The organism is Microbacterium sp. 4R-513, from assembly GCF_011046485.1.
Taxonomy (GTDB): domain Bacteria; phylum Actinomycetota; class Actinomycetes; order Actinomycetales; family Microbacteriaceae; genus Microbacterium.
This window is the reverse complement of the sequence record NZ_CP049256.1, coordinates 1,127,244-1,140,838: the sequence shown is the minus strand read 5'-3', so window position 1 is coordinate 1,140,838 and position 13,595 is coordinate 1,127,244. Positions and strand designations below refer to the sequence as shown.

Sequence of the window (13,595 nt, the reverse complement as noted above, 5' to 3'; positions counted from 1 at the left end):
ACCACCTGTCGACCGGGTGCGGGAACGGATGCCCGGCGCCGGGGCCGCCCGGAGGTCAGGCCGGGGCCGGAGCGTGGGTGAGGACGAGGCGGTAGCCCATGCCGGACTCGGTCAGCAGGTGGGCCGGGCGCGCGGGGTCGGGCTCGAGCTTCTTGCGCAGCTGCGACATGTAGAGCCGAAGGTACCCGGTGTCGGCGACCTGGTCGGTGCCCCAGATGTCCTTGAGCAGCGTCTGCCGGGTCACGAGCGAGCCGGCGTTGCGGGCGAGGAACTCGAGCATCCGCCACTCGGTCGGCGTGAGGTGCACGCGCGAGCCGGCGCGGGTGACGGTCTTGGCCGCGAGGTCGATCGTGACGTCGGCGAACGACACGACGGGCTCGCCGCCCGCCGCACCGGCACGACGGGACAGGGCACGCAGGCGCGCGAGGAGCTCGTCGATCTGGAACGGCTTCGTGACGTAGTCGTCGGCTCCGGCATCCAGCGCCTCGACCTTGTCGGCGGAGCCCGTGCGGCCCGAGACCACGATGATCGGCACGCTCGTCCAGCCGCGCAGGCCCTGGATGACGGCGACCCCGTCGAGGCGCGGCATCCCGAGGTCCAGCAGCACGATGTCTGGATGCGCCTGGGCCGCGAGGGCGATCGCGGCGGCCCCGTCGGGCGCCGCGACGACCTCGTAGCCGTGCGCACCGAGCGTGATGCGCAGAGCCCGGACGAGCTGCGGGTCGTCGTCGGCGATGAGGATCTTCACTGCGCGGCCTCTCGAACGGGGACGGATGCCTCGGCAACGGGCAGCTCGACGACCATCGTCAGTCCGCCGCCCGGGGTGTCCTCCGGCGTCAGCGTGCCGCCCATCCCCTCGGCGAACCCGCGCGAGAGAGCGAGGCCGAGCCCCAGGCCGGTCGTGTTGTCGGTGTCGCCGAGGCGTTGGAAGGGAGAGAAGATGTCGTCCTGCCGTTCTGGTGCGACCCCCGCGCCGTGGTCGACGACGCGGATCTGGGCGCGCGAGCCCAGGCGGCTCGTCGCGACCCGCACCCGCGTACCCGGCGCGGTGTACCGCACGGCGTTGGCGAGGACGTTGACGACGACGCGCTGCAGCAGCACAGGATCGGCGCGCAGCGCGGGCAGGTCCGGGTCGAGTGAGAGCTCGACGGCGTCCGGCCCGAGGCCGAGCTCGTCGACGGCGGCGAGGATCGTGCCCGCCGAGTCGACGGCCGAGACCGACACGGCGAGCACCCCGGCCTGCACGCGGCTCACATCGAGCAGATCGGTGACGAGCGCCGAGAGGGTCGCGAGGCTCTCGTCAGCCGTCGCCAGGAGCTCTTGCCGGTCTTCTGCACTGAGGCTCGGTCCCGCGGCGCGCAGGCCGCCGATCGCCGCGACGGCGGCGGCGAGGGGCCGACGGAGATCGTGGCTCACGGCCGACAGGAGCGCCGAGCGCACCTGGTCGGTCTCGGCGAGGAGGCCGACCTCGCGGGCCGTCTCGGTCAGCGCGGAGTGCTCGAGCGCCGCGCCGAGCTGCGCGATGGTGACGTCGAGGAGCCGGCGGGCCGAGGCATCCATCTCCCCCTCCGTGCAGTTCGAGGAACGCACTCGGCTCCGCGGGGTCGCCCACGGGGAGCCGCGTCATGCGCTCGTCGGGTACGGGTTCGCCGTCGGTGGCGAGCACTCGGCCGTCTGCCGCTACGAGCCGCACGCCGGTCATGCCGAACGCCTCCCGCGTACGGCTCACCAGGGCGGGGATCGCGCTCTCGCCGCGCAGGACGCTGCCGGCGACGGTGGCGAGGAGCTCCGACTCGGCGGCCGCTCGCTGCGCCACCCGCGTGCGGCGTGCGGCCTGGTCGACGACCCAGCTGACGAGGATCGCGATGACGACGTAGAGCACGAGCGACAGCGCATGGTCCGGGTCGGCGATCGTGACGGTGAAGAGCGGTGCGATGAAGAGGAAGTCGAGCGTCAATCCCGACAGGACCGCGGCGAACAGGGCCGGCCAGATGCCGCCGACGAGCGCCACGACCACGACGAGCAGCTGGTAGGCCAGCACATCGGCCGTGATGGAGTCGTTGCTCGAGGTGGCGTAGAGCAGCCACGACAGCAGCGGTCCGCCGACGAGCGCGAGGGCGAAGCCGAGGCTGCGGCGCTTGACGCTCAGCGCGCCGCCGGTCACGCGCGGGAGGTGCACGCCGCGCGCGGCAGCGGCATGCGTCACGATGTGCACGTCGATGTCGCCGGATTCCCGAACGACGGTCGCGCCGATGCCGGCGCCGGTGAGGAGCGTCGCGAGGCGCCCGCGTCGGCTCGCGCCGATGACGAGCTGTGTCGCGTTGACCGAGCGGGCGAAGTCGACGAGCGCGCGCGGGACGTCGTCGCCGACCACCTGGTGATAGGTGCCGCCGAGAGACTCGACCAGAGCCCGCTGCTGCGCGAGCGCGCCGGGTGTCGCGGCGCGCAGACCGTCCTGGCTGGACACGTGAACGGCGAGCAGCTCTCCCCCCGCCGATCGCGCGGCGATGCGGGCGCCGCGGCGGATCAGCGTCTCGCCCTCCGACCCGCCCGTCAGTGCGACGACGACGCGCTCGCGCGCCTGCCACGTGCCCTCGATGCCGTGCTCGGCGCGGTAGAGCTTGAGCGCGCTGTCGACCTCATCGGCGAGCCACAGGAGCGCGAGTTCGCGGAGAGCCGTGAGGTTGCCCAGGCGGAAGTAGTTCGACAGGGCGGCGTCGATCCGCTCCGCGGGGTAGACGAGCCCGGCCGAGAGTCGGTCGCGCAGCGACTGGGGGGCGAGGTCGACGACCTCGACCTGATCGGCACCTCGGACCACGGCATCCGGAACCGTCTCGCGCTGTGCGACGCCCGTGATCTGCTCGACGACGTCGCCCAGCGACTCGATGTGCTGCACGTTGACGGTCGTGATGACGTCGATTCCGTCGTCGAGCAGCTCTTGGACGTCCTGCCAGCGCTTCTCGTGGCGCGAGCCGGGCGCGTTGGTGTGCGCGAGCTCGTCGACGAGGGCGATATCCGGATGCCGCTCCTTGACCGCCTCGACATCGAGCTCGCTCAGCTCGACGTCGCGGTGGCGCACGGTGCGACGGGGAACGATCGGCAACCCCTCCGTCAGCGAGGCCGTCGCGGAGCGCCCGTGCGTCTCGACGAGGCCGATCACGACATCCCGTCCGTCGGCACGCAGCCGCCGTCCCTCTTCGAGCATCTCGTACGTCTTGCCCACGCCGGGCGCGGCGCCCAGGAGCACCCGCAGCCGTCCTCGTTTCATCGGCGGAGCCTCCTTCCCGACCTGCTCGTATCGATGGTGTCACTCACCCGCGGCATTGTGTCGGTGCGCTGTGGGGCGACCCGCCGGATGCCGCGGCCGAGCGGGGCGGTGGGCTGCTCGCCCGCGGAGGTTGGCGGCTGGGTGGGCACGGGACCCGCCGGATGCCGCGGGTGAGCGAGGGTGGACGGAGCGGCGCCGTCGGCTCAGCGGTGCGCATCGAGTGCCAGGTTGAGCTCGAGGACGTTGACGCGGGGCTCGCCCAGGTATCCGAGGTCGCGCTGCTGGATGTGCGCCTCGACGAGGGCGCGCACCTCGTCCTCCGCGAGCCCGCGGGCGGAGGCGACCCGCGACACTTGGAGCAGCGCGTATGCCGGGCTGATGTGCGGGTCGAGGCCGGACGCGGAGGCCGTGACGGCGTCGGCCGGGATATCGGCGACGTCGACGCCGTCCAGGGCTGAGATGGAGGCCTGCCGCTCCTCGATCGCGTTCACGAGGTGGTCGTTCTCGGAGCCGTAGTTCGAACCGCTCGACGCCGCGCCGTCGTACCCGTCACCCGCGGCGGAGGGACGGGACTGGAAATACTGCCGCAGCGGTGAGCCATCGGCATCGGTCCATGACTGCCCGATGAGCGCGCTGCCGACGGTCTCACCCCGGGCGTTGTCGACCAGGGAGCCGTTCGCCTGCCACGGCAGGACCAGCTGTCCGACGCCGGTGATGAGCAGCGTGTAGCCGAGGCCGAGCACGACCGTGAAAACGAGCATGGCGCGGACAGCGACGCCCGTCGTGCGGAGGGTGGTTCGCGTGGACATGGGTTTCCTTACGAGAGCCGGGTCAGAATCCGGGGACGAGGCTCACGACGATGTCGATGAGCTTGATGCCGATGAACGGCGCGATGATCCCGCCGAGTCCGTAGACGAGGAGGTTGCGGCTGAGGATCGACGACGCGCTCGCCGGACGATAGGCGACGCCCCGGAGGGCGAGCGGGATGAGCAGCACGATGATGATCGCGTTGAAGATGATCGCGCTGGTCACCGCGGACGCCGGCGAGCTGAGCTGCATGACGTTGAGCGCCGCGAGGCCGGGGAACACCCCCATGAACATCGCCGGGATGATGGCGAAGTACTTCGCGATGTCGTTCGCGAGCGAGAACGTCGTCAGCGCGCCGCGCGTGATGAGCAGCTGCTTGCCGATCCGCACGATGTCGATCAGCTTCGTCGGGTCGCTGTCGAGGTCGACCATGTTGCCGGCCTCCTTGGCCGCCGCCGTGCCGGTGTTCATGGCAACGCCGACGTCGGCCTGTGCGAGCGCGGGCGCGTCGTTGGTGCCGTCGCCCGTCATCGCGACGAGGTTGCCTCCCTGCTGCTCGCGCTTGATGAGGGCCAGCTTGTCCTCGGGCGTCGCCTCGGCGAGATAGTCGTCGACGCCCGCCTCCTTGGCGATCGCGCGGGCCGTGAGCGGGTTGTCGCCCGTGATCATGACGGTGCGGATGCCCATCGAGCGGAGCTCCGCGAAGCGATCGCGCAAGCCGTCCTTCACGACGTCCTTGAGGTGGATCACGCCGAGGACACGCCCTGCTCCCGTCCCGGAGGCCCCCGCGGTCCCTGAGCCCCCAGCGGTCCCGAAGCGCCCAGCGGTCCCGAAGCCCCCCGCGGTCCCCGAGCTCGTCGAGGGGTCGAGAACCGCTACGACGAGCGGCGTCCCGCCCGATGCGGCGATATCGTCGGTCACGCTCCTGAGCCGGTCGCGCACCTCTGACGAGAGAGGCGATCCGGATACCTCGAGCCACGCGGTGACGGCAGACCCGGCGCCCTTGCGCACCTGCGTGCCGTCGGCGAGGTCGACCCCGCTCATCCGCGTCTGCGCCGTGAAGGGAACGATGACGGCATCCGTCGGGAGGGAGACATGGATGCCGCGCACCGCGGCCAGCTCGACGACCGACGTGCCCTCGGGTGTGGGGTCGGCGAGGGATGAGAGAGCGGCGGCGTGGGCGAGTTCGCCGGCGTTCGACCCTTCGACGGGCTCAGGGAGCGCGGCGAGCAGGATGAAGTCCGTCGCACGACGATTGCCGTACGTGATCGTTCCGGTCTTGTCGAGGAGCAGCGTCGTGACGTCGCCCGCTGCCTCCACGGCACGGCCCGACATCGCGAGCACGTTCCGCTGCACGAGCCGGTCCATCCCGGCGATGCCGATCGCCGAGAGGAGCGCCCCGATCGTCGTGGGGATGAGGCACACGAGGAGTGCGACGAGCACCGCGATGCTCACCGGCGACGCCGCATAGGACGCGATGGGGTTGAGCGTCAGCACGACGACGACGAAGACGATCGACAGGCTCGCGAGAAGGATCCCGAGCGCGATCTCGTTCGGCGTCTTCTGCCGGCTCGCACCCTCGACGAGCGCGATCATGCGGTCGACGAACGTCTCGCCGGGCTTCGACGTGATGCGCACGACGATCCGGTCCGACAGCACGCGTGTTCCGCCGGTCACGGCGCTCCGGTCGCCGCCCGACTCCCGGATCACGGGCGCGGACTCGCCCGTGATCGCCGACTCGTCCACGGTCGCGATGCCGGAGACGATGTCGCCGTCGCCCGGGATGAGCTCGCCGGCCGTCACGACGACGACGTCCCCGAGGGTGAGTTCGGACGAGGCCACCTGCACGAGCTCGGCGCCGCGGGCCGTGGCATCCGTCGTCTCGTCGTAGGCGGTGACGCGATGGGCCATCGTCGAGGTGCGGGTCTTTCGGAGCGTCGCCGCCTGAGCCTTGCCGCGACCCTCCGCGACGGCCTCGGCGAGGTTCGCGAAGAGGACGGTGAGCCAGAGCCAGATCGCGATGCTCCACGTGAAGCCGAACGGAACCGGGGTGCCGCCGGACACCTCCGAGCCGAGGAGGGGCTCGGCGATCGCGAGCACTGTCGTGAAGGCGGCTCCGACCCAGACGAGGAACATGACCGGGTTGCGCCACAGCGCGGCGGGGTGGAGCTTGCGAAGTGCGGCCGGAAGCGCGTTGACGAGCTGCGCCCAGGTGAAGGCGCGACCGCGCGGCGGCTTCGGGGTGATCGAACCGCCGATCGGCCCTTCAGAGGGTTCAGGAGCCGACGAGGTGGTGAGAATCGAGGCCATTTCAGACGAGCCCTTCCGCCAGCGGACCCAGCGTGAGAACAGGGAAGTAGGTGAGTGCCGTGATGACGACCGCGACGACGGCGAGGAGGCCGACGAACTGCGGACGGTAGGTGGGCAGCGTTCCGGTCGTCGACGGGATGCGCTCCTGGGCGGCGAGGGAGCCGGCGAGCGCGAGCACGAGCACGATGGGTACGAAACGTCCAAAGAGCATCGCGACGCCGAGCGCTGTGTTGAGCCATGGCGTGTCGGCTGTCAGCCCCGCGAATGCCGAGCCGTTGTTGTTGGCCGCTGAGGTGAATGCGTAGAGCACTTCGCTCAGACCGTGCACGCCCGGGTTCGAGATCGAGACGTTCTCAACCTCTTGCCGCACGAGCGGGATGGCGAAGCTCAGCGCGCTGCCTGTGAGCACGAGGATCGGCGTCACGAGGATGTAGAGGCTTGCGAGCTTGATCTCACGCGGGCCGATCTTCTTGCCGAGGTACTCCGGGGTGCGGCCGACGAGCAGCCCTCCGACGAAGACCGCGATGACGGCGAGGACGAGCATTCCGTAGAGGCCGGAGCCGACACCGCCGGGCGCGACTTCGCCGAGCATCATGTCGACCATCGGCACCATGCCTCCGAGGGCGGTGTACGAGTCGTGCATCGAGTTGACGGCGCCCGTCGATGTGAGGGTCGTCGCGCCGGCGAAGAACGCCGAACCGAGGATGCCGAACCGCTGCTCCTTGCCCTCCATGGCGGCTCCCGCGAGCTGCGGCGCCGTCCCGAGCCCGAGGGACTCGAGCCAGCTGACGGCGGCGATCGACACGACCGCGAGCGAGGCCATGACGGCGACGATGGCGTAGCCCTGGCGGTCATCGCCGACCATCCGGCCGAATGCGCGAGGCATCGCGAACGGGATCGCGAGGATGAGCAGGATCTGCAGGAGGCTGGTCCACGGCGTCGGATTCTCGAACGGGTGCGCCGAGTTCGCGTTGAAGAACCCGCCGCCGTTCGTCCCGAGCTCCTTGATGGCCTCCTGGCTCGCGACGGGGCCGCCGGGCAGCACCTGCGTGCCGCCCGAGAGGGTCCCGACATCGGTGAAGCCGTGGAAGTTCTGGACGACGCCGGCGGCGAGCAGCGCGATCGCCGCGATGATCGCGAGGGGGAGCAGAAGCCTCGTGATCCCGCGCACCAGGTCGACCCAGAAGTTGCCGATCGTCGTGGATCCGCGGCGCGCGAAGCCGCGTACGAGGGCGATCGCGACGGCGATGCCGACGGCCGCCGAGACGAAGTTCTGCACGGCGAGGCCCGCGAGCTGAACGGTGTACCCCATCGTCAGCTCGGGCGAGTAGGACTGCCAGTTCGTGTTGGTGACGAACGAGATCGCCGTGTTGAACGAGAGGCCCTCGGGCACAGGGGGGAGCCCGAGCGAGTACGGCAGTACCGCCTGAAGGCGCTGGAGCCCGTAGACAAGCAGCACGCCGACCAGCGAAAAGGCGAGGACACCGCGCACATAGGCCTGCCAGGTCTGCTCCGAAGCAGGGTCGACGCCGACGAGACGATAGACGCCGCGCTCGACGCGCCAGTCCTTCGCGCTTGTGTAGACGCGGGCGATCCAGTCTCCGAGAGGTCGGTAGAGCAGGACGAGGATCAGGACGACCGTCGCGATCTGGAGGATGCCGCTCCACAGGGTTGCGGCATCCATCAGAAGTCCTCCGGCTTCACGAGGGCGAAGACGAGATAGACGACAGCGGCGACACCGAGCGCGGCGGCGAGAAGCGAGAAGACGATCACAACTTCTCGACCCCGCGCGCGAGAAGAGCGACGACCGCGAAGAGAGCGACGACCGCTAGGACGTAGAGAACATCGAGCACGGGATCCGATGCAACCGGACGACGGATGCCGCGGTGCCGGTCCTCACGGTTCGCATACGGCGCTGGGGCCGACCCTCACGGTTTTCGCCGCGCCGAGTCCGGCCTCCGGTCGTCGGGCGAGCGGAGCGAGGCGAAACGGGTCAGGCGCGGGCGAGGGCGTCCTCGAAGGCGACCCACGCGAGCATCGCGCACTTGACGCGGGCGGTGTACTTCGAGACGCCGCTCAGTGCCGCGGCATCCGAGTACACCTCCTCGTCGAGGTCGACGGTGCCCCGCGAGCGCAGCGCTTCGCGGAATCCGTCGACGAGGGCGGATGCCTCGGCCCGGGGCATCCCTCCGTCCTCCGCGACGAGCGAGGCGAGCATCGACGCCGACGACTGCGAGATCGCGCAGCCGGCGCCCTCCCACGTGACGTCCCGGACGGTGTCGCCGTCGACGCGGACGCGAAGCGTGATGTCGTCACCGCAGATCGGATTGTGCTGGTGGGAGGTCGCTGTCGACCCCTCCTCCTCCGCCAGGCCGAATCCGACGCGACGCTTGGAGTGGTCGAGGATGAGCTCCTGGTACAGGGCGTCGAGGCCGCTCATCGGCCGACTCCGAAGTAGCCGCGGACGCCCGAGACGGCGTCGAGGAACTCGTCGATCTCGGCATCGGTCGTATAGAGCGCCGCCGAGGCCCGCACCGAGGCGGTCAGGCCGAAGCGGCGATGCAGCGGCTGGGCGCAGTGGTGCCCGACGCGCACGGCGATGCCGCGTGCGTCGAGGAACTGCCCGACGTCGTGAGCGTGCACGCCGTCGACGTCGAAGGCGGCGAGGGCGACGCGCTCGGCGTCGGCATCGCCGAGCAGACGGATGCCGGGGATCGAGCGGAGCCCGTCTCGCAGGCGCCTCTCGAGCGCGGTCTCGTGCGCGTGCACGGCGTCCATCCCGACCGCGTCGAGGTAGCGCACGGCGGCCGCGAGGCCGATGGCCTGCGACACGGGCTGTGTGCCCGCTTCGAACCGCTGCGGAGGCGGAAGGTACTCCGCCCCGTCGAGGGTCACCGTCGTGATCATCGAGCCGCCCGTGAGGAAGGGCGGCAGCGCCTCGAGCACGTCGGCCCGGCCGTAGAGTCCGCCGATCGCGTTCGGACCGAGCATCTTGTGGCCCGAGAACACCGCGAGGTCGACGTCGAGCGCCGGGAGGTCGAGGGGAAGGTGCGGCGCCGACTGGCACGCGTCGAGCACCGTGATCGCCCCGGCCGCTCGGGCCAGCGCCACGAGCTCGGCGACAGGGTTCACGATGCCGAGGACGTTCGACACGTGCGGGAACGCGACGACGCGAGTGCGTGCGCCGATGACGGATGCTGCGGCCTCCAGGTCGATCGTCCCGTCGTCGCGGACCGGGATGTGGCGCAGGACAGCGCCCGTGCGGGCGGCGAGCTCCTGCCAGGGGATGAGGTTGGCGTGGTGCTCGGCCTCGGTCACGACCAGTCCGTCGCCCGGTGCGAGCGCGAAACGGCGCGCGGGCTCACCGCCCCGGCCGAGGGTCGCGTTGCCGATCGCGTAGGCGATGAGGTTGATGCCGGCCGTCGCACCGCTCGTCCACACGAGCTGCTCGGGTGCCGCGTGCACGAAGCCTGCGACGGCTGCCCGGGCGTCTTCGAAGAGCTCGGTCGCCTCGGCGGCGAGGGTGTGCGCACCGCGGTGGACGGCGGAGTTTGCACTCGTGAGGAACGAGACCTCGGCGTCGATGACGGCTCGGGGTTTCTGGCTCGTCGCGGCGGAGTCGAGGTAGACGAGCGGGCTGTCGCCGATGCGCGTCTCGAGGATCGCGAAGTCTCCGCGGAGCGCCTCGGGATCGAGCGTCGTGGGGCGAGGGGGTGCCGTTGTCACCCTTCCAGGCTACGCGGGGTGCCGCTCGCGCGGGCGGGGTCCCGGGCCGCGGCATCGGTCACAACCCGTCGGGCCGCTCCAGGCTCGACCGCTCGACGATCGGCACGTTCTCGGGCTCCGGCTCGAACGGCCGGCCGGCGCGCTCCTGACCCGGGACGGGCCGCGAGCGGCGGCCGTAGATGAGCTCAGAGGAGTCGAGCAGCCACGGCACGAGGGTGATCGTCACGCCGTGCACGAGCATGAGCTGCTGCCCGATGCGGCTCGCGCGGCGGTTGTGCAGGAGCGACTCCCACCAGTGCCCCACGATGTACTGCGGGAGGTAGACCGTCATGACGGTCGGGCCGTTCTTCGCCCGGTACTGCTTGATGAACTCCGCGATCGGCCCGGCGTAGGTGCGGAACGGCGACTCGATGATGACGAGCGGGATGGGCATCCGATGCCGCTCCCATTCCTCCTGGAGCGACTTCGCCTCCTCCTTCGTCACGGCGACGTGGATCGCGAGCGTCTTGTCGTGCCGCGCCGCGAGCGCGTAGTCGATCGCCTTCGCGACGGGCTTCTGCAGGCGGTTGACGAGGATGAGGGCCACATCGCCGGACGAGCCGAAGTGGACGTCATCGGTCATCTCGATCTCATGCTCGACATCGCGGTAGTAGCGGTTCACGCCGATCATGAGCGTCGCGAGGATCGGGATGGCGAGGAAGACGAGGTATGCGCCGTGCGTGAACTTCGTGATCGTCACGATGACGAGAACGAAGACGGTCAGCGTGGCCCCGAACGAGTTGATGATGAGGCCCTTGGTGGCACTCGCGCGCTCGGCGGCGGCGCGCGGATCGCGTCTCGCCTCGATGCGGGTCGTCTCGCGCAGCATCCGTCTCCAGTGCCTCACCATGCCGATCTGGCCGAGCGAGAACGAGACGAAGACGCCGATGATGTAGAGCTGGATCAGCGTCGTGAGGTTCGCCTGGTACACCACGATGACGCCGATCGCCGCGATGCCCAGGATGATCATGCCGTTCGAGAAGACGAGCCGATCACCGCGCGTGTTGAGCGCCTTGGGCGCGTAGCCGTCGCGGGCGAGCACCGAGCCGAGCAGCGGGAAGCCGTTGAACGCGGTATTGGCCGCGAGGAGCAGGACGAGCGCCGTCGCCGCCTGGATGACGTAGAAGGGGATCGACCCCATTCCGAACGTCGCCGCCGCGACCTGCGCCATGAGGCTCGGCTGGACGGCGGTCTCGCAGTCGAAGCCGATGAGGCTGCAGGGGTTCTCGGCGTAGTGGACGCCCGAGATGAGCGCGAGCGCCGTGAGGCCCGAGAAGAGGAGGATCGCGATCGTCCCCATGAGGGCGAGCGTCGTCTGAGCGTTGCGGACCTTGGGCTTGCGGAAGGCCGGCACGCCGTTCGCGACGGCCTCGACACCGGTCAGGGCGGAACAGCCGCTCGAGAACGCGCGGAGCACGAGCAGGATGACGGCGGCCTGCGTGAGGTCTTCGGCCTGCACGGCGTAATCGGCGCTCGAGGCGACGGGCGGATTCCCGGTGACGGTCTCGAACAGGCCGACGGCGATCATGACCCCTACCGACCCGATGAACACGTAGGTCGGGATCGCGAAGACGAGCGACGCCTCGCGGACGCCGCGGAGATTCACGATGACGATGAGGATGACGAAAGCGACGGCCAGCTCGACGCGGAGATTCGCGAGGACCGGCAGCGCCGAGATGATGTTGTCGACGCCCGACGAGACCGACACCGCGACCGTCAGGACGTAGTCGACGAGCAGGGCCGACGCCACGACCACGCCGGGCACTTCGCCGAGGTTCTTGCGCGCGACCTCGTAGTCGCCGCCGCCGGACGGGTATGCCTTGATGAGCTGGCGGTAGCTCACGACGACGACGACCAGGAGCACGACGACGGCCAGCGCGATCCACGGGCTGAACGCGAGGAACGCGAGTCCTCCGGTCAGCAGGATCATCAGCAGCTCCTGCGGCGCATAGGCCACCGAAGACAGCGCGTCCGACGCGAAGATCGGCAGGGCCATCTTCTTCGGCAGGAGGTGCTCGTCGGCCGCCTCGGTCGACAGCGGGTCGCCGATCAGGATGCGTTTCGCGATGGGCGACTCTGCCGAGCCGGGCTCGCGACTATCGTTCGTCACGGCGGGCGATGTTACTCGTAAGGAAACCGTGAGGACGCATCGGGAGGGGCATCCTTACGCTTTCCTCACGCCCGGATCAGTCGCTTCCGGGGGCCTCGAGGAACTCCTGCGCCGCCACGACGAGCGCGTCGACGCCGCGCTCGATGGTGGGGTGCAGAACCGGCGCGAAGAAGGGCGAGTGGTTGGTCGGGATGTCGCGCTCGAGCGTGCCGGCAGCGGATGCCTCGGCGTATGCCTGCGGGTCCACTCCGCCCCAGAACCAGTACACGAGGGGCACGCCGGACTCGCGCGCGAACCACGAGACGTCCTCCGAGCCCGTGAACATGCCCGGGTCGACGACGGTGCCCTGGCCGAAGGCTGCGTCGAACGCTTGGGTGAGCCGGTCGGTCGCGGCGACGTCGTTGATCGTGGGCGGGAGCGTGTGGTCCGTCGTGATGACGGGCTCCTCTTCGGCTCCGGATGCCGCGGCCTCGGCGCGCACGATGCGCTCGACCTTCTCGAGCACGCGCTCGCGCGCCTCGTCGTCGGGGTAGCGCAGGCTGAGCTCGAGCTTCGCCTCGGCCGGGATGATGTTGTTCTTGAGGCCCGCGTGGATCGATCCGACCGTCACGACGGCGACGTCGCGCGGGTCGACCTCGCGCGACACGATCGTCTGCAGCCGCATGACGGTCGCGGCGGCCATGACGACGGGGTCGATCGTCGAGTGCGGCCGCGAGCCGTGGCCGCCCCGCCCGTGCAGCACGACCGTGAGGCCGTCCGAGGCCGCCATCTGCGTGCCCGAGCGCACGCCGATCGTGCCGGCCGGGAGCGGCGTGAGGTGCTGGCCGAGCACGATGTCGGGCTTGGGGAAGCGGTCGAGCACACCGTCGGCGATCATCGCCTGGGCGCCCGCGCCGTACTCCTCGGCGGGCTGGAAGACGGCGACGACGGTTCCCGACCACTCGTCCTTCGTCTCGAGGAGGCGCTCGAGGGCTCCCAGCAGGCAGGTCACGTGCATGTCGTGGCCGCACGCGTGCATCACAGGCACGTCCGTGCCGGCCGGGTCGACGCCGCGGGCCGTCGAGGCATATGCGAGGCCCGTGCGCTCCTCGACGGGGAGGCCGTCCATGTCGGCGCGGAGCCACACGACGGGCCCCTCGCCGTTCTCGATGCTCGTCGCGACACCGGTCTTGCCGAGGCCCTCCTCGAACTCGAGGCCGAGCTCGGTGAGGCGCTGCGTGACGATCCCCGCCGTGCGGGTCTCTTGGAACGAGAGCTCGGGATGCCGGTGCAGGTCGATGTACAGGGCCTCGAGGTCGATCGTCATGCGGACGAGCCTATCCCGGGCCGGGGGCA

9 protein-coding genes and 1 pseudogene are annotated in these 13,595 nt (G+C 70.3%); all 10 read right to left on the bottom strand.

Translation table 11 applies throughout. The features are described from left to right. Positions 1–55: 55 nt before the first annotated feature. Positions 56–748, bottom strand: coding sequence for a response regulator (locus G5T42_RS04900; RefSeq protein ID WP_165126230.1), 693 nt, complete (start codon positions 746–748; stop codon positions 56–58). Further along, positions 745–3,268, bottom strand: a pseudogene (locus tag G5T42_RS04895) (DUF4118 domain-containing protein). The gene G5T42_RS04900 and the pseudogene G5T42_RS04895 overlap by 4 nt, the downstream one beginning before the upstream one ends. Positions 3,269–3,471: 203 nt before the next feature. Next, positions 3,472–4,077 (bottom strand): potassium-transporting ATPase subunit KdpC, encoded by a 606-nt coding sequence (kdpC, locus tag G5T42_RS04890; RefSeq protein WP_165126227.1) that lies wholly within the window; start codon positions 4,075–4,077, stop codon positions 3,472–3,474. 22 nt (positions 4,078–4,099) lie between these two features. After that, complete coding sequence (locus G5T42_RS04885) at positions 4,100–6,385, bottom strand: HAD-IC family P-type ATPase (protein WP_165126224.1); 2,286 nt, start codon at positions 6,383–6,385, stop codon at positions 4,100–4,102. Position 6,386: 1 nt separating this feature from the next. Next, positions 6,387–8,069 (bottom strand): potassium-transporting ATPase subunit KdpA, encoded by a 1,683-nt coding sequence (gene kdpA, locus G5T42_RS04880; protein ID WP_165126221.1) that lies wholly within the window; start codon positions 8,067–8,069, stop codon positions 6,387–6,389. After that, positions 8,069–8,158: a potassium-transporting ATPase subunit F gene (locus G5T42_RS04875; protein ID WP_165126218.1), complete on the bottom strand. Its 90-nt coding sequence runs from the start codon at positions 8,156–8,158 to the stop codon at positions 8,069–8,071. Before G5T42_RS04875 ends, kdpA begins: the two co-directional genes overlap by 1 nt. A 220-nt stretch (positions 8,159–8,378) precedes the next feature. After that, on the bottom strand, positions 8,379–8,825 hold the full coding sequence (gene sufU / locus G5T42_RS04870; protein WP_165126215.1) for a Fe-S cluster assembly sulfur transfer protein SufU: 447 nt from the start codon (positions 8,823–8,825) through the stop codon (positions 8,379–8,381). After that, positions 8,822–10,111, bottom strand: coding sequence for a SufS family cysteine desulfurase (locus tag G5T42_RS04865; protein ID WP_165126212.1), 1,290 nt, complete (start codon positions 10,109–10,111; stop codon positions 8,822–8,824). Before G5T42_RS04865 ends, sufU begins: the two co-directional genes overlap by 4 nt. A gap of 58 nt (positions 10,112–10,169) precedes the next feature. Beyond that, the gene (locus G5T42_RS04860; protein WP_241246045.1) at positions 10,170–12,146 is read right to left on the bottom strand and encodes an APC family permease; all 1,977 of its coding nucleotides are present in this window, start codon (positions 12,144–12,146) and stop codon (positions 10,170–10,172) included. A gap of 190 nt (positions 12,147–12,336) precedes the next feature. Next, a complete protein-coding gene (locus tag G5T42_RS04855; protein ID WP_165126206.1) occupies positions 12,337–13,566 on the bottom strand; it encodes an amidohydrolase in 1,230 nt (409 codons plus the stop codon). Positions 13,567–13,595: the final 29 nt, after the last annotated feature.

Coding starts and splice junctions, on each gene's coding strand:
- kdpC (WP_165126227.1), bottom strand. CDS start 4,077: ATGTCCACGCGAACCACCCTCCGCACGACGGGCGTCGCTGTCCGCGCC.
- G5T42_RS04885 (WP_165126224.1), bottom strand. CDS start 6,385: ATGGCCTCGATTCTCACCACCTCGTCGGCTCCTGAACCCTCTGAAGGG.
- kdpA (WP_165126221.1), bottom strand. CDS start 8,069: ATGGATGCCGCAACCCTGTGGAGCGGCATCCTCCAGATCGCGACGGTC.
- sufU (WP_165126215.1), bottom strand. CDS start 8,825: ATGAGCGGCCTCGACGCCCTGTACCAGGAGCTCATCCTCGACCACTCC.
- G5T42_RS04860 (WP_241246045.1), bottom strand. CDS start 12,146: ATGGCCCTGCCGATCTTCGCGTCGGACGCGCTGTCTTCGGTGGCCTAT.
- G5T42_RS04855 (WP_165126206.1), bottom strand. CDS start 13,566: ATGACGATCGACCTCGAGGCCCTGTACATCGACCTGCACCGGCATCCC.